This is a genomic window from Oceanicola sp. 502str15 (assembly GCF_024105635.1).
GTDB lineage: Bacteria > Pseudomonadota > Alphaproteobacteria > Rhodobacterales > Rhodobacteraceae > Vannielia.
Genome location: NZ_WYDQ01000001.1, coordinates 1,582,245 through 1,605,040, shown reverse-complemented (window position 1 = coordinate 1,605,040; position 22,796 = coordinate 1,582,245). Strand labels below are relative to the sequence as shown.

23 protein-coding genes are annotated in these 22,796 nt (G+C 66.5%); 12 read left to right on the top strand and 11 right to left on the bottom strand.

Going from position 1 to position 22,796, the window contains the following annotated elements; genetic code table 11:
* Positions 1-134: 134 nt before the first annotated feature.
* A complete protein-coding gene (locus GTH22_RS07725) occupies positions 135-977 on the top strand; it encodes an outer membrane protein assembly factor BamD (RefSeq protein ID WP_371928328.1) in 843 nt (280 codons plus the stop codon).
* Positions 978-1,028: 51 nt separating this feature from the next.
* Positions 1,029-2,672: a DNA repair protein RecN gene (gene recN, locus GTH22_RS07720; protein WP_252944465.1), complete on the top strand. Its 1,644-nt coding sequence runs from the start codon at positions 1,029-1,031 to the stop codon at positions 2,670-2,672.
* Between the two features lie 39 nt (positions 2,673-2,711).
* On the opposite strand, the gene GTH22_RS07715 is transcribed toward recN, so the two are convergent.
* From GTH22_RS07715 to GTH22_RS07700, 4 genes are all read right to left on the bottom strand, one after another.
* The gene (locus tag GTH22_RS07715; RefSeq protein ID WP_252944463.1) at positions 2,712-3,008 is read right to left on the bottom strand and encodes a hypothetical protein; all 297 of its coding nucleotides are present in this window, start codon (positions 3,006-3,008) and stop codon (positions 2,712-2,714) included.
* Between the two features lie 145 nt (positions 3,009-3,153).
* The gene (locus tag GTH22_RS07710) at positions 3,154-3,441 is read right to left on the bottom strand and encodes a hypothetical protein (RefSeq protein ID WP_252944461.1); all 288 of its coding nucleotides are present in this window, start codon (positions 3,439-3,441) and stop codon (positions 3,154-3,156) included.
* Positions 3,442-3,597: 156 nt separating this feature from the next.
* Positions 3,598-3,894 (bottom strand): hypothetical protein, encoded by a 297-nt coding sequence (locus GTH22_RS07705; RefSeq protein WP_252944460.1) that lies wholly within the window; start codon positions 3,892-3,894, stop codon positions 3,598-3,600.
* Positions 3,895-4,001: 107 nt separating this feature from the next.
* Positions 4,002-5,417, bottom strand: coding sequence for an FAD-binding oxidoreductase (locus GTH22_RS07700; protein WP_252944458.1), 1,416 nt, complete (start codon positions 5,415-5,417; stop codon positions 4,002-4,004).
* 196 nt (positions 5,418-5,613) lie between these two features.
* Here GTH22_RS07700 and GTH22_RS07695 point away from each other — a divergent pair, with 196 nt between their 5' ends.
* Positions 5,614-7,233, top strand: coding sequence for a chloride channel protein (locus GTH22_RS07695; RefSeq protein ID WP_252947604.1), 1,620 nt, complete (start codon positions 5,614-5,616; stop codon positions 7,231-7,233).
* Between the two features lie 96 nt (positions 7,234-7,329).
* Here GTH22_RS07695 and GTH22_RS07690 read toward each other — a convergent pair whose 3' ends face one another.
* Genes GTH22_RS07690 through ccmI form a run of 3 tightly spaced genes read right to left on the bottom strand, consistent with a single transcriptional unit; the run spans position 7,330 to position 9,253 of the window.
* Positions 7,330-7,566, bottom strand: a complete 237-nt coding sequence (locus tag GTH22_RS07690) for a DUF1289 domain-containing protein (protein ID WP_371928327.1) — start codon at positions 7,564-7,566, stop codon at positions 7,330-7,332.
* Complete coding sequence (gene ruvX, locus GTH22_RS07685) at positions 7,566-8,036, bottom strand: Holliday junction resolvase RuvX (protein ID WP_252944456.1); 471 nt, start codon at positions 8,034-8,036, stop codon at positions 7,566-7,568. The genes GTH22_RS07690 and ruvX overlap by 1 nt, the downstream gene beginning before the upstream one ends.
* Entirely contained in the window at positions 8,033-9,253 is a 1,221-nt protein-coding gene (gene ccmI, locus GTH22_RS07680; protein ID WP_252944455.1) for a c-type cytochrome biogenesis protein CcmI, read from the bottom strand. The genes ruvX and ccmI overlap by 4 nt, the downstream gene beginning before the upstream one ends.
* A 214-nt stretch (positions 9,254-9,467) precedes the next feature.
* Between ccmI and GTH22_RS07675 the strand changes: the two genes are divergently transcribed.
* From GTH22_RS07675 to GTH22_RS07655, 5 genes are all read left to right on the top strand, one after another.
* A complete protein-coding gene (locus GTH22_RS07675) occupies positions 9,468-10,712 on the top strand; it encodes a sarcosine oxidase subunit beta family protein (protein WP_252944454.1) in 1,245 nt (414 codons plus the stop codon).
* Between the two features lie 130 nt (positions 10,713-10,842).
* Entirely contained in the window at positions 10,843-11,184 is a 342-nt protein-coding gene (locus GTH22_RS07670) for a hypothetical protein (RefSeq protein WP_252944452.1), read from the top strand.
* Between the two features lie 291 nt (positions 11,185-11,475).
* Complete coding sequence (locus GTH22_RS07665) at positions 11,476-11,793, top strand: sarcosine oxidase subunit delta (RefSeq protein WP_252944450.1); 318 nt, start codon at positions 11,476-11,478, stop codon at positions 11,791-11,793.
* A complete protein-coding gene (locus GTH22_RS07660) occupies positions 11,790-14,801 on the top strand; it encodes a sarcosine oxidase subunit alpha family protein (protein WP_252944448.1) in 3,012 nt (1,003 codons plus the stop codon). The genes GTH22_RS07665 and GTH22_RS07660 overlap by 4 nt, the downstream gene beginning before the upstream one ends.
* A complete protein-coding gene (locus tag GTH22_RS07655; RefSeq protein ID WP_252944446.1) occupies positions 14,794-15,375 on the top strand; it encodes a sarcosine oxidase subunit gamma in 582 nt (193 codons plus the stop codon). The genes GTH22_RS07660 and GTH22_RS07655 overlap by 8 nt, the downstream gene beginning before the upstream one ends.
* On the opposite strand, the gene GTH22_RS07650 is transcribed toward GTH22_RS07655, so the two are convergent.
* The 3 genes from GTH22_RS07650 to GTH22_RS07640 are packed head-to-tail and all read right to left on the bottom strand — an operon-like array spanning position 15,351 to position 18,684.
* Positions 15,351-16,178: a hypothetical protein gene (locus tag GTH22_RS07650; RefSeq protein ID WP_252944444.1), complete on the bottom strand. Its 828-nt coding sequence runs from the start codon at positions 16,176-16,178 to the stop codon at positions 15,351-15,353. The genes GTH22_RS07655 and GTH22_RS07650 overlap by 25 nt on opposite strands.
* Positions 16,175-17,167 carry a glycosyltransferase family 2 protein gene (locus GTH22_RS07645; RefSeq protein ID WP_252944442.1) on the bottom strand — a complete coding sequence of 331 codons (993 nt, stop codon included), beginning with the start codon at positions 17,165-17,167 and terminating at the stop codon, positions 16,175-16,177. Before GTH22_RS07645 ends, GTH22_RS07650 begins: the two co-directional genes overlap by 4 nt.
* Complete coding sequence (locus GTH22_RS07640; protein ID WP_252944440.1) at positions 17,167-18,684, bottom strand: glycosyltransferase family 2 protein; 1,518 nt, start codon at positions 18,682-18,684, stop codon at positions 17,167-17,169. The genes GTH22_RS07645 and GTH22_RS07640 overlap by 1 nt, the downstream gene beginning before the upstream one ends.
* Positions 18,685-18,962: 278 nt before the next feature.
* Between GTH22_RS07640 and GTH22_RS07635 the strand changes: the two genes are divergently transcribed.
* From GTH22_RS07635 to GTH22_RS07625, 3 genes are all read left to right on the top strand, one after another.
* The gene (locus tag GTH22_RS07635; RefSeq protein ID WP_252944438.1) at positions 18,963-19,562 is read left to right on the top strand and encodes a superoxide dismutase; all 600 of its coding nucleotides are present in this window, start codon (positions 18,963-18,965) and stop codon (positions 19,560-19,562) included.
* 138 nt (positions 19,563-19,700) lie between these two features.
* On the top strand, positions 19,701-19,907 hold the full coding sequence (locus GTH22_RS07630; protein WP_252944436.1) for a hypothetical protein: 207 nt from the start codon (positions 19,701-19,703) through the stop codon (positions 19,905-19,907).
* Complete coding sequence (locus tag GTH22_RS07625; RefSeq protein ID WP_252944434.1) at positions 19,904-20,359, top strand: host attachment family protein; 456 nt, start codon at positions 19,904-19,906, stop codon at positions 20,357-20,359. Before GTH22_RS07630 ends, GTH22_RS07625 begins: the two co-directional genes overlap by 4 nt.
* On the opposite strand, the gene GTH22_RS07620 is transcribed toward GTH22_RS07625, so the two are convergent.
* Positions 20,356-20,904, bottom strand: coding sequence for a TIGR00730 family Rossman fold protein (locus tag GTH22_RS07620; protein WP_252944432.1), 549 nt, complete (start codon positions 20,902-20,904; stop codon positions 20,356-20,358). The two genes, GTH22_RS07625 and GTH22_RS07620, sit on opposite strands and share 4 nt — an antisense overlap.
* Before the next feature lie 149 nt (positions 20,905-21,053).
* Here GTH22_RS07620 and GTH22_RS22080 point away from each other — a divergent pair, with 149 nt between their 5' ends.
* A complete protein-coding gene (locus GTH22_RS22080; RefSeq protein ID WP_256471564.1) occupies positions 21,054-22,787 on the top strand; it encodes a LysM peptidoglycan-binding domain-containing protein in 1,734 nt (577 codons plus the stop codon).
* The last annotated feature ends 9 nt before the right edge of the window (positions 22,788-22,796 follow it).

Below are 22,796 nucleotides of genomic sequence, written 5' to 3'. Positions count from 1 at the left end.
ACGGTCTCGCAAGCCGATTTGAACAGCCGATGTGCGCCAAAGCCATTTTGCCCCGCAAATTCTTGTGCTACACCCCTGTTAATCTCCGCGGCTCTTTCGCTGCGCGGGCAATAAAGACACGGGATTAGAGGCAAATGGCGGCTGAGACGGGGCGAGCGGGGCTGGCAGGGATCATGGCGCTTGCGCTAACGCTCTCGGGCTGCGGCTTCTTTCAGGCCAAGCCCGAGCTGACGCTCGAAGACCAGACACCCGAACAGATATACCGGCAGGGCGAAGCCACGCTGGAAACCGGCAAGCCCGATGACGCGGCCGCGCTCTTTGCCGAGATCGAGCGGCTCTATCCCTATTCTGTCTGGGCCCGGCGCGCGCTGATCATGCAGGCCTATGCCCATCACCGCGACCGCGACTACGAGAACTCCCGCGCCACCGCACAGCGCTACATCGACTTCTACCCCGCCGAGGAAGACGCCGCCTACGCGCAGTATCTCCTCGCGCTCTCCTACTACGACCAGATCGACGAAGTCGGCCGCGACCAGGGCCTCACCTTCCAGGCGCTTCAGGCCCTGCGCGAGGTGATCGAAAAGTACCCCGACAGCGAATACGCCTCCTCCGCGATCCTCAAGTTCGACCTCGCGTTCGACCATCTCGCGGCGAAGGAAATGGAGATCGGGCGCTACTACCTGCGCCACGGCCACTACATCGCTGCCATCAACCGCTTCCGCGTGGTGGTCGAAGAGTTCCAGACCACGACCCAGACCCCCGAGGCGCTGCACCGTCTGGTCGAGGCCTACCTGTCGCTCGGCCTCAGCGCCGAGGCCCAGACAGCGGGCGCGATCCTTGCGCACAACTACCGCTCGACCCAGTGGTATGACGACACCTACACCCTCCTGGCCCGGCGCAACCTGCAGGCCCAGGCAAAGGGCGACAGCTGGCTGCGCAAGATCTATCGCCAGACGATCCGGGGCGAATGGTTGTGACCCGCGGGCGGGGGTCTTCCCGCCCCGAAGCTAGCAAATAGGATCAGGCCCATGCTGCGCGGGCTCGACATACGCGACATCCTCATCATCGACCGGCTCGAACTCAGCTTCGCGCCCGGCCTCAACGTGCTCACCGGTGAGACCGGGGCGGGCAAGTCGATCCTGCTCGATGCGCTCGGCTTCGTGCTGGGCTGGCGCGGGCGGGCCGAGCTGGTGCGCGCCGGGGCCGAGCAGGGCGAGGTGGTGGCCGAATTTTCGCTCTCGCCCGACCACCCGGCGCATGCGGTGCTCGGAGAGGCCGGCATTCCGGCCTCCGACGAGCTGATCCTGCGCCGCATCAACACCGCCGAGGGCCGCAAGACCGCCTGGGTCAACGACCGCCGCGTCTCGGGCGAGGTGCTGCGCGCACTCTCCGACGTTCTGGTCGAGCTGCACGGCCAGCAGGACGACCGCGGGCTTCTAAACCCCCGCGGCCACCGCGCCCTGCTCGACGAATTCGCCGGCATCGACCTCGCCCCCGCCCGCGCCGCCTGGAAGGCGCGCCGCGAGGCCGCCACCGCGCTCGACAGGGCTCGCGAGGCCCAGGCCGCACTGGCCGCCGAGGAAGAGTATCTGCGCCACGCCGCCGGCGAGCTGTCGGCCCTTGATCCCCAGCCGGGCGAGGAGGGCGAGCTGGACGCCCGCCGCCGCCTGATGCAGGCCGCCGAGCGCATCCGCGATGACATCACCCGCGCCCACCAAGCCCTTGGCCCCTCCGGCGCAGAGGGCATGCTGGGCGATGCCGCCCGCTGGCTCGACGGTGCCGCCGAGGCCGCCGAAGGCCGCCTCGATGCCCCGATGGAGGCGCTCTCCCGCGCCGTCGATGCGCTGGGAGAGGCCGAGCAGGGGGTGGCCGATGCGCTCGATGCGCTCACCCACGACCCGCGCGAGCTGGAGGCCACCGAAGAACGGCTCTTTGCCATCCGGGGCCTCGCCCGCAAGCACAGCGTCGCCCCCGACGAACTGGCCGCCCTCACCGCCGAGCTGACCGCCAAGCTCGAAACGCTCGATGCCGGCGAAGGCGGGATTGCCGCGCTGGAGAAGGCCGCGCGCGAGGCCGATGCCGCCTTTACCTCAGAGGCCAAGGCCCTCACCGAAGCCCGCGCCAAGGCCGGCAAGCGGCTCGACAAGGCCATGGGCGCAGAGCTCGCCCCGCTGAAGATGGAACGCGCCGTCTTCACCACCGAGATCACCGAGGCCGAGCCCGGCCCCGAGGGCGTCGACACCGTCACCTTCACCGTGGCCACCAATCCCGGCGCCCCCTCCGGCCCGCTCAACAAGATCGCCTCGGGCGGCGAACTCAGCCGCTTCCTGCTGGCGCTCAAGGTCTGCCTCACCCGCCACACCACCGGGCTGACGATGATCTTCGACGAGATCGACCGGGGCGTGGGCGGGGCCACCGCCGATGCCGTCGGCCGCCGCCTCGCGGGGCTTGCGGCCTCGGGGCAGGTGCTTGTCGTCACCCACAGCCCGCAGGTGGCCGCCATGGCCGCGCATCACTGGCGGGTCGAGAAGAAGGTGGCCAAGGGCCAGACGCTCTCCACCGTCACCCCGCTCGATGCGCCCTCACGGGTAGACGAGCTCGCACGGATGCTGGCGGGCGAAACGGTAACAGAAGAGGCCCGCGCAGCAGCACGGGCCCTGTTGGCAGGCTAGGCGGGCGCCCTCCCGGACGCCCCTCTGGTTCCGGTGGCCTCAGCGGCGGCGGTAGTTCGCCAGCACGCGCTGGGTGCGCGCCCGCAGCTTGGCGGCATCGCCCACGGCGCTCATGTCGGCGCAGACGTAATCGGCAGCCGCCTTCGCGTCGACCGGGCTGATGCGATAATTCTCTTCGATGCTCTGGATGAACTGCCAGTTCGCACCGTTGATCAGCGACACCTTCGGCAGCGGCCCGCGCTTGCAGGAGATCTTGATCGTCGCGCTTTGGGCAGAGGCCGTGGCAGCGCCGAGCGCGAGGGCGAGTGCAGCGACGGGAAGAACAAGACGTTTCATGGCAGGCTCCAGGTTTTGAACGGGACACAATGAGAGTAACGCGAAGCCAACAGCGACTTCGTTGAGTCAAATTGCCCGGAAATTCTGCCGAAAATTTGTCAAAACCGGGCCGCAGATGCAGCAGCCCGGCGTGTGACGCTACGTCTCAACGACGCCGGTAGTCGGCCAGCGCAATGCGGGTGCGCGCCCGCAGCGTCTCGGCATTGCCCACGGCCTCCATGTCGTCGCACACGTAGTCCGCCGCGGCGCGTGCCTGCTCGGGCGTCACCACATAGGTCTCCTCGATGCTGCGCACGAACTGGGCGCTCGGGCCGTTGATGATCGACACCTTGGGCAGCGGGCCGCGCTTGCACGAAATCTTCACCTCGGCAGAGGCAGCAGCGCCGCCGAGGGCAAGGGCGAGGGCGGCGGTAGGGAGGATGAGATACTTCATGTGAGGCTCCTGGCGGTGCTCTGGGGCACAAAAGAAAAGAAGCGAAGCCGCAGAAGGCTTCGCTTCATTTTCTCTAGGACCAAATCGTGCCCAAAATGTGGACAGGATCGGAGATTCACCGCGCCGTCGCCCCCTTTCGGAAGCGCAGGCGCCGGTTCAGCGGCGCTCGTAGGGCGCTGTCGCCTCGTAGGTCAGATCGACCAGGTAATCGAGGTCGCCAACGGCCCCCATGTTGCCGCAGACCTGACGTGCGATGCGCAGAGCTTCCTGCTCGCTCATCACGAAGTTTTCCATCAGGCTGGCCACGAAATCCGTGTAATGCCCGTTGATCATCGGGTTCGACGGGATCGGCCCGCGGTTGCAGTGAATGAGCAGTCGCGCATCTGCCGATTGAGCCACGAGAATACCGCTCAACGCGAAGGCAAGTGTCGTAGTGATCGCTTTGAAGTTCATTGGTTTACCACCTCAAGTTCATGCGCTGCATCATAGCGATTCACTCGGCGTTAATCCACCGACTCCGTGCATTCGCAGTTAATTGCACGCAAATTTGAATTGAGTTCTCAGGCACCCGGTAGATTGTTGCCCGCCGCGCTCCCCCGGTTGCGCCCCAGCCGCACCATCTTGCCCGGGTTCAGAATATTGGCCGGGTCCAGCGCCACCTTCAGCGCCGCCATCACGTCCCAGGCCTCGCCGTGCTCCGCTTCCATCATGTGCAACTTGCCCATGCCCACCCCGTGCTCGCCGGTGATCGTGCCGCCAAAGGCAAGGGCGCGTTCGGCCATGGTGTCGGCAATATGCTTGGCCCGTGTCATCTCCTCGGGCTTCTCCGGGTCGATCAGCAAAATCGCATGAAAGTTGCCATCGCCCACATGGCCCAGAATCGGCCCTTCCAGCCCGGCCATCGCAATGTCCTGCGTCGTCGCCTCCACCGCTTCGGCCAGCCGGCTGATCGGCACGCACATGTCCGTCACGATCGCCTTCGCGCCCTTCCGGCTCGCCAGAATCGCCCAATAGGCGTGGTGGCGCATTTGCCAGAGCGCCGAGCGGTCCTCGGCCTGCTCGGCCCAGGTAAAGCTCTGCCCGTTCATGTCGCTGACCAGCTCGCCGAAAAACTGCGCATCGGCGGCCACCGAGGAGGCCGAGCCGTGAAACTCCACCAGCAGATGCGGCATCACCGGAAACGCCGCGCCCGAATAGGCGTTCACCGCGGCCACGGTCGGGCCGTCGACAAACTCGATCCGCGCCATCGGCAGCCCGGCCTGAATGGTGGCAATCACGCAATCCACCGCGTCCCCCATGTCGGGAAAGGCGCAGGTGGCGGCGGCCACGGCCTCGGGCTGGCCCTGCAGGCGCAGCGTCAGCTCCGTCATCAGGCCCAGCGTGCCCTCCGAACCCACCATCAGCCGGGTGAGGTCATAGCCGTTCGAGGCCTTGCGCGCGCCGCTGCCGGTGCGGATCACCGTGCCGTCGGCCAGCACCACCTCCAGCGCAAGCACGTTCTCGGCCATGGTGCCATAGCGCACCGCCGTCGTGCCGCTGGCCCGCGTGCCGGCCATGCCCCCGAGCGTGGCATTTGCTCCCGGATCGACCGGAAAGAACAGGCCGGTGGCGCGCAGCTCGTGGTTCAGCTGCTCGCGGGTCACCCCGGGCTGCACCACCGCCACCATATCCTCGGGGCGCACCTCCAAGACCTTGTCCATGCGCGAAAAATCCAGCACCACGCCGCCCTGAACGGCCAGCCCGTGGCCCTCCAGCGAGGTGCCCGCGCCCCAGCCGATCACCGGGCAGGCGGCCTTGGCGCAGACCCGCACGATCTCGGCCACCTCTGCCGTGCTCTCGGGGTAGGCCACCGCATCGGGCGGGGTCAGGGCAAAATGGGTCTCGCTGCGGCCATGGGTTTCGAGATCGCTCTTGGAGCGACTGAGCCGATCGCCTAGAACGGCCCTCAAGCCGGTCTGCGCCTCCTGGAAAGGCATCGCTCCTCCTCGCGCTGCACCGGATGCCACCCTAGGCGATACGGGCCGTCCGGGAAAGAGTGGCCTGACGGCACCCGGACCAGCGAGGCGAGGATTTCTCGTGAGCGAGACCGAAGGGCAGGGGAGTGAGGCCACGGCGGCGCAAAGCCCGCTGCAACGCCGCCTGTCGGAGTTTCGTGAAACCGCCGAAACCCTGATGCGGGTGCTGCGCCAGCGCGGACCGTCCCAGGTGCAGTTCTGGTTCATCGCCCTCGCGCTCGGGGTGGCCTCGGGCTATGCCGCCATCCTCTTCCGCCTCGGCATCGACTGGTTGCAGGGCACGCTCTACGGCACCGACGACACCCGGCTGATCCATTCCTTCGCGGCCAACCTTCCCTGGTGGTGGGTGCTGGTGCTGCCCATCCTCGGCGGGCTGGCGGTGGGCGTGATCCTCGACCGCTTTGCCCCCGGCGCAAGGGTGCGCTCGGTGGCCGATGTGATCCACGGCGCGGCACTCAACCGCGGCCGGGTCGAGCAGCGGGCCGGGCTGGCCTCGGCGCTGGCCTCGCTCATCACACTGTCCTCGGGCGGTTCCACGGGCCGGGAGGGGCCGGTGGTGCACCTCGCCGCCGTGATCTCCTCCTGGGTCAGCGAGCGAATCAACGCCAACGGGGTGACCGGCCGCGACCTGATGGGCTGTGCCGTGGCCGCCGCCGTCTCGGCGAGCTTCAACGCGCCCATCGCCGGGGCGCTCTTTGCGCTCGAGGTGGTGCTGCGCCACTTCGCGGTCCATGCCTTCGCCCCCATCGTCATCGCCTCGGTGGCGGGCACGGTGGTGTCGCGCAGCTTCTTCGGCGATGTCGCCGAGTTCACCCTGGGCGGCGACGGGGTGCTGAGCTTCTACGTCGAGCTGCCCGCCTTCCTGCTGCTGGGCCTCACCTGCGGGCTGGTGGCGGTGGTGCTGATGCGCACGGTGTTCTGGGCCGACAGCCTCGGCAACACGGTGATGTCGCGCAGTGGCCTGCCGCGCTTCCTGCGCCCGGCCATGGCCGGAGCGCTGCTCGGGGGCATGGCGATCTTCTATCCCCACATCATCGGGGTGGGCTACGAAACCACCTCCGCCGCGCTCACCGGCGAGCTGATGTTTCACGAGGTGCTGGTCTTCGTGGTGCTGAAGGTGGCCGCCGTCGCGATCACCATGGCCGGGCGGATGGGCGGCGGCATGTTCTCCCCCTCGCTGATGGTGGGGGCGATGGTGGGGCTGGCCTTCGGGGTCATCGCCACCGGCATCTTCCCCGAGGTCTCGGGCACCCCCACGCTCTACGCGCTCGCCGGCATGGGGGCTCTGGCGGCGGCGGTGCTGGGCGCGCCGATCTCGACCACGCTCATCGTCTTCGAACTGACGGGCGACTGGCAGACCGGCCTCGCGGTGATGGTGGCCGTGTCGATGTCGACAGCGATCTCCTCGAAGCTGGTGAATCGCAGCTTCTTCCTGACCCAGCTCGAGCGTCGCGGCATCCGCATGGCCGCCGGCCCGCAGGCCTACCTGCTCTCGGTCCATTCCGCCGCCGCCGTGATGCGCGGCGTCGGCAGCCCACGGGCCGCCGCCCGCGACACCTGCGACGAGATGATCGCCGCCGGGGTCATGCTGGCCCCCGATACCACGCTGGAAACCGCGCTGCCGATGTTCGAAACCGGCGGCCACAGCTTCATCCCGGTGGTCGCGCCCTCGGGCGACGGCGGCAAGGGCGAGCTGATGGGCGCGCTGTTCCACCTCGACGCCCTGCGGGCCTACAACCGCGCGCTGGCCGAAACCGCTGCCGAAGAGCACAGTTGACCCCGGTCTCCAGAAGAGATTCGAGGCCTCCGGCGGGAGATATTTGAAGCAAGAAAATGCGCAATTTGAGTTAAATTGTGCAGGTTTCGGAAAGGGTCAGCCGCCCTGTCGCCTGATCCGCGCCGCCCGGCCGCCCCGCCGCTTCCTGTGCGCGCCCTCCCGCTCGGGAAGGTCCGCCATCACCGCACGCCGTTCCTCGGCACTCATTCTGCCCCAGGCGGCGATCTCGTCGATCGAGCGCAGGCAGCCGGTGCAGAGCCGGGTTTCGGGGTGGATAACGCAGATCTTGATGCAGGGGCTTTCGATCTCGTCGCGGCGCCAGAGTTCGTCCATCAGGTCTCCAGGTAGCTGAGGCGGTCGAGGGCGCCTTGCAGGATGTAGCCCGCCGCCACGTGGTCGATCACCTCGGCACGACGGGCCCGCGAGGTGTCGGCCTCCAGCAGGGCCCGTTCGGCGGCGACGGTCGACAGGCGCTCGTCCCAGAAGCCCACCGGCCCCTCCCAGAGCCGCGTGAGGTTGCGGGCAAAGGCGCGGGTGCTCTGGGCACGCGGGCCTTCGGAGCCGTCCATGTTGCGGGGCAGGCCGAGCACGAGGCCGCAAATCGAACGCGCGTTCAATATGGCGATCAGCGCCTCGGCATCCTGGGTGAACTTCTTGCGCTTGATGGTTTCCAGCGGGCTGGCCACGTGGCGCATCCCGTCGGAGACCGCCACGCCGATGGTCTTGGTGCCAAGGTCCAGCCCGGCCAGCGCCCCGGCGCGGGGCAGGGCGGCGGCAAACTCCTCGAAGGCGTCGCAGATCATGGGTTGGCCTCCGCCGCCGCTTCAATCGTGGCCAGGGCCGCCGCATTGCCGGCAAAGACCTCGCGCGCCTCGGCCAGGATCTCGGCCTGCCGCGCGTGCTGGCCCAGCACCCCGAGCGCCCGCAGGAGCTGCGCCCATTTCTCCGGCGTCCCGCCTTCACGCGCCAGCTCGCCCGCCAGCCCCTCGACCATGCCCTCGATCATCGCCTGCCGGTCCTCGGGCGACATGTCCTGCGCCGCGGCGATATCGGCCGCACTCGGGCCGCGGGTGGTTTCGGGCGGGGTGTAGTCGACCCCGGCGGCGCGGGCCGCGGCGGCGATCTGGGCGGGCAGGTCCTCGGCCCATGGCGCATCGGCGGGCCGGGCGTCGACCACGCTGCGCCAGACGTTGAAGGCAAGGTCCGGCCGCCCGGTCTGCGCCCGCATCAGGCCCCAGTAGTAGCGGGCCGTCATGTTGCCCTCTTCGCGTTGCAGCGCCTGTTGCAGCGCCCGCTCCGCCTCGGGCGAAACATAGCCCCCCGCGGCCGCGATCATCAGCTCGGCCTGCATCACGTAATCCGCCGCGCCCGCCGCTTCCGCCTTGATCCGGATCACCCCGCGCTGCGCCTGCGCGGCAGCGCCGTAATTGCCAAGCGCCGCCTCGTTGCGCACCAGCAGCACATGGCCCTGAAGGTCATCGGGCCGGGCCGCCACCGCCTCGCGCAGCTGGGCCATCAGGCTCTGGAAGTCCTCCGGCACCGTCGGATCTGGCCCCTGCGGCAGTTGCGCGGCAAAGCGCTCCTCCGCCTCGGCCTGTCCGGGCCGGTTGGCATGGAACTCCTCCGCCGCCGCCAGCCGCGCCCCGATGGGCGCATCGCGGTAGCCCGGCACGCCGAGCGCAAGGTAGAGCCCGAAGGCCCCCGCCAGCACCACCACCGCCACGCCCACGGCCCCGCCGAGCCGCACCGCACGCGGCGCCCGCCCGCTGCGGCCCGCAGCCTGCGCCGCCCGGTCCGCCTCCAGAATGCGCCGCTTGATCTCCAGCTCCAGCCGCTCGGCCTCGCCCGGCTCGATCCGCCCGGCCTCGGCATCCCGCGCCACCGCTGCCAGTTGCTCGCGATACAGCGCAATCCCCGCCACGCCGCCCTCCGCCGCTCCGCCGCGCCCGCGCAGCAGAACCCGCAACATCAGCGCCAGCACCACCAGCACCAGCCCCAGGGCAAAGATCCAGAACCCCATGGTCCCTCCAACCTCGTTGCCCCTGCCTTAGCGTCCCGCGCCGCGCCCTTCCACCCCTCGGAGCGTCGCAGGCGGTCACATGGTTGCGGGGCGGGGGGCAAAGAGCGGGCCGGGGTCGCAATCCGGGGGCAGGGTGTCGTTTCGACGCGTTTGCTTCGTCCCGCCGAATTGCATTAACTCGGAAGGCAATCACCCGCCCCGAAAGGCCTTGCACATGCGTCGCTACTCCGCCTTTGCCATCGCCCGAGAGGCGCTGCGCCACCACACCGGCTGGGGCCGGGCCTGGCGCTCGCCCGAGCCGAAGAAAAACTACGACGTGGTGATCGTCGGGGCAGGGGGCCACGGCCTCGCCACCGCCTATTACCTCGGCAAGAACCACGGCATCACCAATGTCGCCATCATCGAAAAGGGCTGGCTCGGCGGTGGCAACACCGGGCGCAATACCACCATCATCCGCTCCAACTACCTGCAAGACGCCTCCGCCGCGATCTACGAAAAGGCCCGCGGCCTCTACGAGACCATGAGCCAGGACCTGAACTACAACGTCATGTTCTCCCCCCGCGGCGTGATGATGCTGGCCCAGACCGAGCACGAGAAGCGCGGCTACCTGCGCACCGCCCACGCCAACGCCCTGCAAGGGGTGGCGACCGAGTTCATCTCGCCCGCCCGCGTCAAGCAGATCGCCCCGATCATCAACCTCGACGGCCCCCGCTACCCGGTGCTCGGCGCGCTCTGGCAGCCCCGTGGCGGCACCGCGCGCCACGATGCGGTGGCCTGGGGCTACGCCCGCGCCTGCTCAAACATGGGGATGGACATCATCCAGACCTGCGAAGTCACCGGCGTGCGCGCCGAGGGCGGCAGCGTCACCGGGGTCGACACCACGCGCGGCCATATCGGCTGCAAGAAACTCGGCATCGTCGTCGCCGGTCACTCCGGCCAACTTGCCGAAATGGCCGGCTTCCGCCTGCCGATCGAGGCGGTGGCCCTGCAAGCCTATGTCTCCGAGCCGATCAAGCCCGCGCTCGATTGCGTCATCATGGCCAACACCGTCCACGGCTACCTTTCGCAATCCGACAAGGGCGAAATGGTCATCGGCGGTGGGGCGGACAACCACAACAACTTCACCCAGCGCGGCAGCTTCTCCCATATCGAAGAAACCACCCGCGCCCTAATCGAAACCTTCCCCATGCTCTCCCGCCTCAAGATGCTGCGCCAATGGGGCGGCATCGTCGACATGACGGGCGATCGCTCCCCGATCCTGTCGAGAACCCCGCTCGGCGGCTGCTTCATCAACTGCGGCTGGGGCACCGGCGGCTTCAAGGCGATCCCCGGCTCGGGCTGGGGCTTTGCCGAACTCATGGCCAAGGGCCACGCGCCCCTCACCGCAGAGTTTGGCCTCGAACGCTTCCGCGAGGGGCGTTTCATCGACGAAAGCGTTGCCGCCGGGGTCGCGCACTGATGACCCTCGGCAATCTCCCGCTCAAAAAATCCCCCCCGGGGAACCATTCGCCCTTCTGCGCCGTTCTCTCCCCAATCACGGCGTGCGCTGCTGCACGCCACCTGGAGAGACAAACCACAGGAGGCCCAAAATGGCCCAGTACGAAGATCATTCGACCCACACCACCGTGCCCCGTGAACCCGTGCGCGAAAGCTCCGGCACCGGCACGATGGCCTTCATCATCGGCGGCCTCGTGGTTGCCGTTGGCATCATCGCCTGGTTCCTCATGGGCGGCGACATGGACAGCTCCGTCACCACGGTTCCCGCTGACGGCGGCGACGCGTCCGTCACCATCGAGAACACCCCTGCGCCCGCCAATGACGGCGCGGCCATGGAAAGCGCCCCGGCCACCGATGGCGACGCTGCCCCGGCGACCGATGGCGGTGACACCGCTCCTGCCGCGACCGACGCCGAGACCGCTCCGGCAAACTGATACGACCCGGCCCGCCCGTGACCGGGCGGTTGCCACCACTCCAAGCATGGCCGCGCCTCTCCCTCGGGGTGCGGTCATGTGCGTTTCCGGCGCAAGTGTCTTAACAGGGCGTGCGGGCCAGAACCTTTCTGCGCCGCCCCTTGTGTTCACACATCGCCCTCCCCACAAAAATCGAAAAAAGCGTATGCACGAGGTGTGTACGGGTTGTGCACGGGATGTGCCCCACAACTTTTTCGCCCCCGTCGGCGCAATTAACGATTTCGCCCCATTCCGCAAACAGGGTTAACGCCGATGCTCAAATTCACCTGCCCCTATTGCGGCATCGAGGCCTCCGAAACCGAGCTGTCCGCCGGGGGCGAGGCCCATCTCAAGCGGTTCGGCCCGGGGGACTCCGACGAGGATTTCGAGGCCTATCTCTTCCTGCGCAAGAACCCCAAGGGCGTGCATCTGGAGCGTTGGCGCCACGCGATGGGCTGTGGCAAGTGGTTCCTCGCCGCCCGCCACACTGCCACGCTGGAGGTCTTCGGCACCTATCCCGCGCAAAGCCATGAACCGCCCGCCGAGATCCTCGACAGGATCCGCGCCAAATACCCGGAGGCCCTCAAATGAGCACCCGTCTTCCCGCCGGTGGCCGCCTGATCGACCGATCCAGAACCATCGGGTTCTCCTTTAATGGCAAGCAATATCAGGGCTTTGCCGGTGACAGCCTCGCCGCCGCCCTTCTGGCGAATAACCATGTGGTTATGGGCCGCAGCTTCAAGTATCACCGCCCGCGCGGCGTGGTGGCGTCCGGCGCCGAGGAGCCCAACGCGCTCGTCGGTCTGGGCGAGGGGGGCCGGTTCGAGCCCAACCAGCGCGCCACCACCACCGAGCTGTTCGACGGCCTGAAGGCCATCAGCCAGAACCACTGGCCCAGCCTCGATTTCGACATCGGCGCCATCAACGCCGCCCTCTCCCGCTTCCTGCCCGCGGGCTTCTACTACAAGACCTTCATCCACCCCCGCGCCGCCTGGAAACACCTGTTCGAGCCCTTCATCCGCAAGTCCGCAGGCCTCGGCAAACCGTCCAACCCCGGCGATCCCGACCGCTACGAGCACGCTTTCGTCCACACCGACCTGCTGATCATCGGCGGCGGCATCGCGGGCCTGCAAGCGGCCCTCACGGCCGCCGGCACAGGCGCCAAGGTGCTGCTGCTGGAGCAGGAGGCCCACTGGGGCGGCCGCGCCCCCGTCGATGGCGCCGAGATCGAGGGCGCGCCAGCCCAGGAGTGGATCAACGACGCGATCCAAACCCTTGAATCCGCGCCAAATGTCACCCTGCGCAATCGCTGCATGGGCTCCGGCGTCTACGACCACGGCTACGCCCTTGCCTACGAGCGGTGCACCGATCACGCCCCCGGCGCCGCAGGCCCCCGCCACCGTCTCTGGCGCATCCGCGCAGGCCAGATCATCACCGCCACCGGCGCCCTAGAGCGCCCTCTCAGCTTCCCCGGCAACGACCGCCCCGGTGTCATGCTCGCCTCCGCCCTGCGCGACTACATCGTCAACTACGGTGTCTCTCCAGGCGACCGGGTGGTCATCGTGACCAACAACGATGACGCGTATCGCACCGCCCTGGCGGTTAAGAACTCGGGCCTCACGGTGCCCTGTATCCTCGATGCAAGACCCTCATCCGAGGGCCCGCTGGCCCAAGCCTGCCGCGAGGCCGGCATAAGGGTCGAATCAGGCAAGGCCATCGCTGCTGTAGGAATGCGCGGTAAGCGACTGAAATCCGTCGATATTTGTGCCCAGGCCGGCGAGGGCGCGGTGCTCGAAACAGTCGAATGCGAGGCCGTCGCTATGTCGGGCGGCTGGTCTCCCGTGGTCCACCTCTGGAGCCACTGTGGCGGTAAGCTATTGTGGTCAGAAGAAAATTTCCACTTCTACCCCGATGTCACCCGCTTCCCCACCGGCGATGGGGGGCAGCAATACGTTCGCACCGCCGGCATCGCCTCCGGTGCGATGCTCACCCATCAAGTGCTTGAAGACGCGAGCAAAAATGCCGTCGCTGCTCTCGCAGACCTCGGCCATGCCGCCCAAAGCTGGCGCCCCTCCCGCACCGGTCAGGAAGAGGCCCCAATGGCCCCGGTCTGGGTCATGCCGCAGGGTGCATCGAAGGCCAAAAAATCCAAGATGTGGCTGGACTTCCAGAACGACGTTAAAGTGTCCGATGTGGAGCTTGCCGCGCAGGAGGGCTATCAGTCGGTCGAGCACACCAAGCGCTACACCACCCTCGGCATGGCGACAGACCAAGGAAAACTCAGCAACATCAACGGCCTCGCCGTGCTCTCCGGCGCGCTCAACCAGCCCATCCCGCAGACCGGCACCACCACCTTCCGTCCGCCCTATACCCCCATTTCAATGGGCGTCATCGCCGGGCCCGGCACCGGCAACACCTTCCAACCGTTGAGAAAAACCCCGATGCACGACTGGCACGAAGCCCATGGCGCGGCCTGGGAGCCGGTAGGCCAGTGGCGGCGGCCCTACTGCTACCCGAAGGCGGGCGAAAGCCGCGAGGCCGCCGTCTCAAGAGAGGTCCGTAATACCCGGGAATCGCTCGGACTTCTCGATGCCAGCACCCTCGGAAAGATCCTCGTCACCGGCCCCGACGCGGGCAAGTTCCTCGACATGCTCTACACCAACATGATGAGCACCCTGAAGCCGGGCAAATGCCGCTATGGGCTGATGTGCAACGAAAACGGCTTCCTGATGGATGACGGCGTGGTCGCAAAGCTCAATGAAAACAGCTACCTGGTCCATACCACCTCGGGCGGTGCCGATCACATCCACGCCCATATGGAAGACTGGCTGCAATGCGAGTGGTGGGATTGGAAGGTCTACACCGCCAACCTCACCGAGCAATATGCCCAGATCGCCGTGGTCGGCCCCAACGCGCGGAAACTGCTCGAAAAACTCGGCGACATGGATGTCGGCAAGGAGGCGCTGCCCTTCATGGCCCATGCCGAGGGCACCCTCGCCGGCCTGCCGGTGCGCGCCTTCCGCATCAGCTTTTCCGGCGAGCTCAGCTACGAAATCGCCGTGCCCGCCAACCGGGGCCTCGAGCTATGGGAAAAGCTCGTAGAGGCCGGAAAAGAATGGAACATCACCCCCTACGGCACCGAGGCGCTGCACGTGATGCGCGCCGAAAAGGGGTTCATCATGATCGGGGACGAGACCGACGGCACCGTCATTCCACAGGATCTTAACCTCCATTGGGCAATCTCGAAGAAGAAGGCCGATTTCCTCGGCAAACGCGCACAGGAGCGCAGCCACATGGCCAGCCCGGACCGCTGGAAGCTGGTCGGGCTCGAAACCATTGATGGCTCGGTGCTGCCCGACGGCGCCTATGCGCTGGGGGAGGGCACCAACGAGAACGACCAGCGCGTGACCCAGGGCCGCGTGACATCGACCTACCACTCGCCCACCCTCGGCCGCGGTATCGCCATGGGGCTGGTCCACAACGGACCGGACCGAATGGGTGAGGTGCTGGCCTTCGGAAAGGTCGATGGCGGCACGGTGGAAGCAAAAATCACCGATCCGGTGTTTTATGACAAGGACGGGGAGAAGCAGAATGTCTGATCCGCAGAGCGCCCTCACCGGCGCGGTTTACCAAGGTTACGTAAAGGTTGCCGAGGCGGGCGCTCAAGGCATGCTGACCCTGCGCGGCGATCTGCCGAGCGCCGCGATGGCCGAGGCGGTCAAGGCCGCAACCGGGCAATCGGTCCCCGCGGCTCGCCAGATCGAAGGCGGCCTCGGCACCGGCGCAGCCTGGGCCTCGCCCGACGAACTGCTGCTTTTTTGCCCCTACGGCGCCAGCGCAGAAGCCTTCAGGCATGTGGGCAAGGCTCTGGAAGGAAACCATTTTCTGGCGGCGGACGTCTCCGATGCTCGGGCGGTCTTCACACTCGAGGGCAGCGCCATCCGCGACCTTCTCGCCAAGCTCTGCCCGGCGGACATGTCGCCCGACGCCCTGCCCTTGGGGGAATATCGCCGCAGCCACATCGGCCAGATCGCCGCGGCCTTCTGGCTGGAGAGCGAGTCGAAAGCCACCGTGGTCTGCTTCCGCTCGGTCGCCGCCTACATGTTCGATCTGCTGAAAACCGCCGCCGAGCCGGGCGGCGAACTGCGCTACTTCGCGCCCACCGTCACCTGAGGCGCGTCGAGCGTCTCGTCTTCGGGGCAGAGCTCGACCCAACTGTCGTCCGCCGCATAGCCAAGCGCGGCCAGCGCTGAGCCGTAGCGCTCAGCATAGATGCGCGCGATGGAGCGCGGCATCCTGGTCTCCCATTGCGCCGTCTTGCGGCCTCCTGACGTGACGTGGGCGGCAAGACGATCGGGCCGGTTCTCTTCTTTCTTCAGGCCCCCGAAGAGGCTGAGATCCCAGTAGTTTTTCACGGCCCGGTCTATGTCGAGCCCCTCGATGGCAAAGCCTTCCAAAACAGACCGAAACAGCGCGCAATCTTCGTCCTCGATGAGATTCTCGAACCGCAGATCGGCGGCATTGGGGTTGCCGTAGGGCCAGTTCACCATCTGCTTCAGGGTGAGATCGTGCTTGTTCTCCATCTCGAACATCAGGCGGGCGTTGTCATCGGGGAGGGCGTTCAAATGATCCTGGTAGTTCAGGCCATCCCATTCCTCGCGGGTCTCGCGCAGGAACTTCTCGTTCCCCAGCGGCGCGATCCGGTGGTAGCGCATGCCTGAGAGCAGAACGTCGCGCGGGTCGCGGATGATGTGGATAAACCGCGCCTCTTCCATCTCGAAGAGCTTCGCGGGAAAGCCCGAAGACCAGTTGACCACGATCTGCGGCCCGGATTCCGGCAGATCCTTCAGGCGCTTGGGGCGATAGCATTGCATGAACGGAATGCCCTGCTCCTCGGCGATCCGCCGAAACACCTTTCGCATCCAGATCGTGCCGGTCTTGTGATGGGTGCCGATGCAGATAAACCTCGCAGTCACTCCGCTGCCTCCTTCCAGATGCCCTCGTTCACGAAGTTGGCCAGCTTGGGGTCCTGCATCTGGTAGGCGATGGCCCGGCGGCAGGTTTCGAGGCAGGCGCGGTGGAGCGCGGCGAGGTCTGCGTCTTGCAGCAACTCGGCCACGGCCTCGGCCAGCCCCTCGGTGCGGATCGACTTGTCTTCATGGGTGTTGATGTCGTTCTTTTCCCAATAGCCCATGTCGATGCGGTCCTTGTTCTTGGAGTTTGCCGTGCCGCGCAGCCGCTTGAGCAGAAACTCCTCGCGGCTCTTGACCGCGTAGTGGTTCACCTGGGCGCTGTCATAGCCGATATCGTCGGCGCTGGAGCGCCAGCCCTTTTCAAGGATGCGGTCCTGCATCGGCTTGCCATCGGCATTGACCCAGAGCCGCATGCCGGGGATCACCTCGGTCTCCTTGCGGAACTTGGGGCGGTGCACGCCGAAGTAGTCGAAGCGGGCAGGGCGGAAGAGGGTTTTGAAGCCCCAGATCAGCCCGTTCTCCGGGTCTTTGAAGCTGGAGCCGCGCAGGAAGCGGCGGGTCACAAGCCCGTCCGGCTCCATATGGGCGGCGCCGCCAGAGCCCATGAAACGCCAGTTGACGCTGATTGCATCGGCCTCGGCGGGGCAGTTGGCGATCAGCGCATCGACCGAGCCATCCCCGACCTTCACGTTGAGGAATTCGTCAGCGTCGATGATCATCACCCAATCGGCGCTTTTGACCTCCTCCTGCTTGTTGGCGCGGGAGTAGGCGGCGCGCTGCGGGTCCATCCGTGGCCCGAGCGGGTTGTCGAAATGGCGCACCACGCCCATCTGGTCGAGCCGGTTGAGCATCAGGTTGGTGCCGTCGGTGCAATCGTTGGAGAAGATCGTGAACTCGTTGAAGCCGATCATCCGGTGAAAGGCGATCCACTCCAGCAGGTAGGGGCCTTCGTTTTTCATGGTCGTGACGACCATCTTGCGCGCGGTGTCCATCAGCCCTCGCTCCCGACCTTGCCAGCCGGGTCCTGCTTCAACTTGAGCTTCACGCGGCGCTGCGGGCTCGGTGTCGCCCCGGCTTCTGAAGGCGTCTTGGCCTTCGCCCCGGGGCGGTCCGTCTTTGTCGACGCATCTCCGCCAACAGGCACAAGCGTTGGAGGCGCCTTGCCCTTGGCCCGCGCCATCTCGGCGTGGCCCTCACGGATCTTCTGGGCGATCACCGCCTTCATCTCGTCCGACAGCACGAATTCCTCGGCGGATTCGGCTGAGGTTTTCTTTTCGCTCTCCACCGCGCGGCCCTCGGCGGCGGCGCGCATGGCCTCGCGGGTTTCGGCCTTCTTGGCGGTCTGCGAGGCGTTGATGAGCTTGGCGATCTCCTTGGGAGGCACCCCGGCCTCCTGCATCTCGCGCACCTTTTCCTGCCAGATCTTCGGCAGGTGCTGGGTAAAGAGGATCTCGTCGAGCCGGTCGATCGGCACCTGACTGGCCTCTTTCAGCTCGGTCAGCCACTGGTCGTATTCGCCGGTGGTGCGCAGCATGTCGACCCGACCCTTGTGATACTCCAGCGCGCCCTCGTAGAGCCCGCGCAGCTGATCGTCTTCCAGCATCTTGTCCATCAGGCGGCGGGTGCCGCGGGCGTGGCGCAGGGCGTTGGTGGCCTCTTTCTCGTTGCGGTCGAAAAGGGCGAAATAGGCGGCGTCATACTTGCCGGCCTTGTTGTTCACATTGCCCCTGATGCGGCGCAGCAGGTAGGCCTCGTAGCTCTTCACCCCGTAGTGGTTGAGCTCCACCAGCTTGTAGCCCAGCGTCGGCTTGGTCGAGCGCCAGCCAGACAGGTTGAAGTCGGTCGGCATCGGCTCGCCCGAGCCGTTCACCCATTTCTGCTTCAGCATTTCCTGAGCGCGCTCGGGGATTTGCTTGGCCTTCTTCATGTGAGGGCGATGGATGCCCAGCTTCATGTCATCGAAGGGTTTGAACAGCGTCTTCACGCCCCAGCCCTTGCGGAACTTGTCGGGCGCGGCGTTGCGATAGCTCTCGATCACCATGCCGGGGTTCCAGTCGGTCAGCTCCGAGGAGCCGAAGAACCGCCATGTGATCGCCACCGCGTCGGTATCCTCGGGCAGGGCCTCCAGCAGATCGGTGATCTTGCCGCGCCCGGCCTTGACCGAAACGAACTCGTCGGCATCCATGGTCAGGATCCACTCGCTGTTCATCACCGCCGGGTTCTTTTCGGCGAGCGAAAGCGCGTTGGGCTGGGGCTTCTTGCCTTCGGGCACGTCGTTGCGGAAGTGCTTGCAATAGCCCAGCTCTTCCAGCCGCATCAGCATGGCGTCGGTGCCATCGTTGCAGTTGTTGGTGTAGACGCAGATGTTATCGAAACCGATGTGGTTGTGGTAGGCGACCCATTCGATCAGGCAATGGCCCTCGTCCTTCATCATCGACATGATGGTGAAGGTCGCCTTCTTTTCGCTCTTGCTGTCTGGCTCTCCGTCCGGAGAGGTGGAGTTGGTCATGTTCTGCCCTGTGTCTGCTCTCTGGCACGCGAGCCTAGAGAGGGCGGGTTAACGCGCGTTCAATGGCCGTCCGGTGCCCCGTCCGGCTCGACCGGCCGGTTCGCCATCACCATACGCACCGGGGCCATGAAGTCACCCCTTGGCTCGGCATAGTTTCGCTTTGCGCGCCAATAATTGCGTAGCCGCCACAGCGTTTTGCGCGGTGCTGCCCTTGACCTCGCCCCCCAGCGCGCTCTTTATCCCGGTAACGAAATTTAAAGGACTGAGAGGAACCTCCAATGGCTTTCGAACTTCCCGATCTCCCCTATGCCCACGATGCGCTCGCTGATCTCGGCATGTCGAAGGAAACCCTCGAGTATCACCACGACATCCACCACAAGGCCTATGTCGACAACGGCAACAAGGCGATTGCCGGGACCGAGTGGGAAGGCAAATCCGTCGAAGAGATCATCAAGGGCACCTACGATGCTTCCGCCGTTGCCCAGAACGGCATCTTCAACAACGCTTCGCAGTTCTGGAACCACAACCAGTTCTGGGAGATGATGGGCCCCGGCAATTCGGCCATGCCCGGCGAGCTTGAGAAAGCGATCACCGAGAGCTTCGGCTCCGTCGACAAGTTCAAGGAAGAGTTCTCCGCCGCCGGTGCGGGCCAGTTCGGCTCGGGCTGGTGCTGGCTGGTGAAAGACACCGATGGCGGCCTGAAAGTGACCAAAACCGAGAACGGCGTGAACCCGCTCTGCTTCGGCCAGACCGCGCTGCTGGGCTGCGATGTCTGGGAGCACAGCTATTACATCGACTTCCGCAACAAGCGCCCGGCTTACCTCAGCAACTTCCTCGACAAGCTGGTGAACTGGGAAAACGTCGCCTCGCGGATGTAACACCCTACAGCGCGCCGCGCCCCTGCGCGGTGCACCGCTGACCTTCAGGCGCGATGCCCCGAAACGGGCGTCGCGCCTTTCATTTCGAGGAACCCGCCCTGCCGCCCGCCCGTTGAACTGTCAAAGGAGGATAGTTCAATGGCAGAACGCAAGAGATCCAACGACATGAGCCGCGATACCGACAATGTGCTGGGCGCCGAGGGCGAAGTGTCCCACGGCGGCCGCAAGGGCGGCGAGCTGGCGCGCAACGTGGCCAGCCTCGACGAGTACAAGCGCGCAAACGAGCGCCCGGCGGGCAAGACCCGTGTGACGAAGTCGATGGAGAAAGAGGAGGGCGATCAATGACCGGTTTGGCGCAAGGCACCTGGGTGATGGTGGCCGACAGCGAAAAGGCCCTGTTCCTGCACAATGTCACCGACGCCGAAGATCCCTATCTCGTCGTCTCCGGCAAGGAAAAGCAGGACAACCCCTCCGACCGTGAGCAGGGCGCAAACCGCCCCGGGCGCATGGCAGACGGGGGGCAGGGGCAACGCTCGGCCCTCGATGACACCGATTGGCACGAGCTGGCGAAGCACCGCTTTGCCTCCGACCTCGCCGACCTGCTCTACGAGAAGGCCCACCGCGGCGAGTTCGACCGCATCGTGCTGGCGTGCAGCCCGCAAGTTCTGGGCGATCTGCGCAAGGTGCTGCACCAGGAGGTGACGGACAAGGTCGTGGGCGAGGTGCCCAAGACCCTCACCAACCACCCGGTCGAAGAGATCGAGAAGATCGTGAAGGGTGAGCTGGCCGCCGCCTAGGCCCGATCGAGCTCCGCCAGCAGCGCATCCACGCTGTCGACCGGCGTGAGAAACCCCCGAATGTCATCACCGGCAAACCCGCTGGTGATGACATGATCCACCAGCTCCAGCAGCTTGTTCCAGTAGCCCTCGACATTGAGCAGGTAGATCGGCTTCTGGTGCAGCCCGAGCTGGCGCCAGGTGAGCACTTCGAACAGTTCGTCCAGCGAGCCCGCGCCCCCCGGCAGCACCACCACAGCATCGGCGTTCATGAACATCACTTTCTTCCGCTCGTGCATCGTTTCGGTCACGATGAAGGTGGTGAGGTCGCGTTTGCCCACCTCGCGTTGCAGCAGGTGGGTCGGGATGACGCCGAAGGTCTCGGCCCCGCCAGCCTGCGCCGTGCGCGCAACCCGGCCCATCAGCCCCACGTCGCCCGCACCATAAACCAGCCGCCAGCCGCGCTCGGCAATCGCGGCGCCAACCGCTTCGGCGGCCTCGGCATAGGCCGGGTCGGCGCCGTCTCGGGAGCCGCAGTAGACGCAAAGCGAGAGGGGGGCTGTCATGGCAATGTCCTGTATTGGGGAGTTTGGGGCGCAGTTCTGAAAAGAACCGTTATATCGGTGGAGTGTTTTGACCCGTGATAGCCCTGTGTCTATGGTTGCTCAACCCGCCCCGGAAGGCGGGCGCAACGAGATTGTATCGAGGAAGGGCAATGTCGGCTTGGAATTCCCTCTCTCCCGTCTTTCGGGGAGGTCTTACGGCTGCCGCACTCGCGCTGGCCGGGCTTGGCCTTTGGCTCTGGCAGGGCGGCGGTCTGGCCCCTGAAACGCCGCAGCCGGTGGAAGAGGCGGCTGGCGAAACCGGGCCTGCCGAAGTGACCGGGAGTGGGGAGGGCATTGACGCCGCTGATGCGGCTGCTCAGGGTGATAACGCCGGGGGCCCCGAGGATACCGCCACCGCAGAGACACCTGCCGAAACCGCAAGCCCTGAAGCGGTGGAGAGTGCCGCAGCAGAGACCTCCACCGATAAACCAGCTGACAATCCCACCGTAGACGCACCCGCCGAAAGCACCGCCACCACCCTGCCGGGCTTCGACCTCGTGCGGATCGAACCCGATGGCGCCTCGGTCATCGCCGGCACCGCCGCGCCGGGCGACAACATCTCGCTCCTGCTCGACGGCACCGCCATCGCCGAAGCCGAGGCAGACGGGCAGGGGGCCTTCGTGATCCTGACCACCATCCAGCCCGGCCCCGCCCCCCAGATCCTGACGCTGACCGCCAACGGCGAGCGCCGCTCGGAGGCCAGCGTGATCGTCGCCGCCGCGCCGCAGGTGTCCGAGGCGGTTGCCAGTGCAGATGCCACAGGAACCTCAGCGGAGGACAGGCCCGCGGGCACCGAGGCTGAGGCCGAGGTCGAAACCGCCGAAGCCAGTCAAACACCAGAACCCGAGGCGCAGGACACACCGCCTGCCGCGCAGCAATCGCAGGCCACAGGGGCCTCCTCCCTCGATACCGGGCTTGCCGCCGCCACGGATGCCGCCCCCGACACCGCGCCAAGCACGCCCGCCAGCGATGCGGCGGAGGCCACCGAGCTTGCCACGCCGACGCAGGAAGATACGGCCCCGGTCAACACCGGAACCACGGAAACCATCGCTCAGGATACCCCGCAGACCCAGCCCGCCAGCACCGGCGCCGTCACGGCATCGGCCGAGGTCGCCGCAACCGACACCACCACGCCCGAGCCAGCCGCCGACCTTCCGTCCGAGCCCACGGACCTGCCTGTCGAAACGCCCGCAAGCCCCCCAATCGACACCGCCGCCGTGCCCGCCGAAACCCCGCAGGCCGCCCCGGCCGAGCCCGTTGCGCAAAGCCAGACGGCACAGACCGCGCCCACTGTGACCTCCACCGCGCCCCAGCTTCTGGTGGCCTCCGGCGAAGGGCTGAAGGTGATCCAGCCCTCGTCCAGCGCCGCCACTGTGCCTCTCAGGGTCGAAACCATCGGCTATTCCGACAGCGGCGTCACTCTCGCCGGGCGCGGCACCGGCGGGCCTTCGGATCTGCGGATCTATCTCGACAACGCCCCCATCGCCATGGCCCCGCTCGAGCAGGACGGCACATGGGAGGCCGAGCTGAACGGCGTCAGCCCCGGCACCTACACCCTGCGGGTGGACCAGCTCGCCGGCGATGGCAGCGTGACAGGGCGGTTCGAAACCCCTTTCCTGCGCGAGAGCGAGGCGGCCCTTGCCCGCAGCGCGCCCGCCGCAACGGACCCGGAAGGGCTGGCCGTGTCGGTGATTACCGTGCAGCCGGGTTACTCGCTCTGGGCCATCGCCTCGGACCGCTATGGCGACGGCATGTCGTGGCACAAGGTGCTCGAAGCCAACAGCGGCCAGATCCGCGACCCGGACCTGATCTACCCCGGTCAGATCTTCGACCTGCCCGATTGAACCTTCGGG

Excerpts from the sequence above, each read along its gene's own strand:
- GTH22_RS07620 (WP_252944432.1), bottom strand. The coding sequence starts at position 20,904 with ATGACAGCCCCCCTCTCGCTTTGCGTCTACTGCGGCTCCCGAGACGGC.
- GTH22_RS07705 (WP_252944460.1), bottom strand. The coding sequence starts at position 3,894 with ATGAACTTCAAAGCGATCACTACGACACTTGCCTTCGCGTTGAGCGGT.
- recN (WP_252944465.1), top strand. The coding sequence starts at position 1,029 with ATGCTGCGCGGGCTCGACATACGCGACATCCTCATCATCGACCGGCTC.
- GTH22_RS07725 (WP_371928328.1), top strand. The coding sequence starts at position 135 with ATGGCGGCTGAGACGGGGCGAGCGGGGCTGGCAGGGATCATGGCGCTT.
- GTH22_RS07670 (WP_252944452.1), top strand. The coding sequence starts at position 10,843 with ATGGCCCAGTACGAAGATCATTCGACCCACACCACCGTGCCCCGTGAA.
- GTH22_RS07665 (WP_252944450.1), top strand. The coding sequence starts at position 11,476 with ATGCTCAAATTCACCTGCCCCTATTGCGGCATCGAGGCCTCCGAAACC.
- GTH22_RS07630 (WP_252944436.1), top strand. The coding sequence starts at position 19,701 with ATGGCAGAACGCAAGAGATCCAACGACATGAGCCGCGATACCGACAAT.
- ruvX (WP_252944456.1), bottom strand. The coding sequence starts at position 8,036 with ATGATCTGCGACGCCTTCGAGGAGTTTGCCGCCGCCCTGCCCCGCGCC.
- GTH22_RS22080 (WP_256471564.1), top strand. The coding sequence starts at position 21,054 with ATGTCGGCTTGGAATTCCCTCTCTCCCGTCTTTCGGGGAGGTCTTACG.
- GTH22_RS07675 (WP_252944454.1), top strand. The coding sequence starts at position 9,468 with ATGCGTCGCTACTCCGCCTTTGCCATCGCCCGAGAGGCGCTGCGCCAC.
- GTH22_RS07645 (WP_252944442.1), bottom strand. The coding sequence starts at position 17,167 with ATGGACACCGCGCGCAAGATGGTCGTCACGACCATGAAAAACGAAGGC.
- GTH22_RS07635 (WP_252944438.1), top strand. The coding sequence starts at position 18,963 with ATGGCTTTCGAACTTCCCGATCTCCCCTATGCCCACGATGCGCTCGCT.
- GTH22_RS07655 (WP_252944446.1), top strand. The coding sequence starts at position 14,794 with ATGTCTGATCCGCAGAGCGCCCTCACCGGCGCGGTTTACCAAGGTTAC.
- GTH22_RS07715 (WP_252944463.1), bottom strand. The coding sequence starts at position 3,008 with ATGAAACGTCTTGTTCTTCCCGTCGCTGCACTCGCCCTCGCGCTCGGC.
- GTH22_RS07690 (WP_371928327.1), bottom strand. The coding sequence starts at position 7,566 with ATGGACGAACTCTGGCGCCGCGACGAGATCGAAAGCCCCTGCATCAAG.
- GTH22_RS07660 (WP_252944448.1), top strand. The coding sequence starts at position 11,790 with ATGAGCACCCGTCTTCCCGCCGGTGGCCGCCTGATCGACCGATCCAGA.
- GTH22_RS07625 (WP_252944434.1), top strand. The coding sequence starts at position 19,904 with ATGACCGGTTTGGCGCAAGGCACCTGGGTGATGGTGGCCGACAGCGAA.
- GTH22_RS07700 (WP_252944458.1), bottom strand. The coding sequence starts at position 5,417 with ATGCCTTTCCAGGAGGCGCAGACCGGCTTGAGGGCCGTTCTAGGCGAT.
- GTH22_RS07710 (WP_252944461.1), bottom strand. The coding sequence starts at position 3,441 with ATGAAGTATCTCATCCTCCCTACCGCCGCCCTCGCCCTTGCCCTCGGC.
- ccmI (WP_252944455.1), bottom strand. The coding sequence starts at position 9,253 with ATGGGGTTCTGGATCTTTGCCCTGGGGCTGGTGCTGGTGGTGCTGGCG.
- GTH22_RS07695 (WP_252947604.1), top strand. The coding sequence starts at position 5,614 with ATGCGGGTGCTGCGCCAGCGCGGACCGTCCCAGGTGCAGTTCTGGTTC.
- GTH22_RS07640 (WP_252944440.1), bottom strand. The coding sequence starts at position 18,684 with ATGACCAACTCCACCTCTCCGGACGGAGAGCCAGACAGCAAGAGCGAA.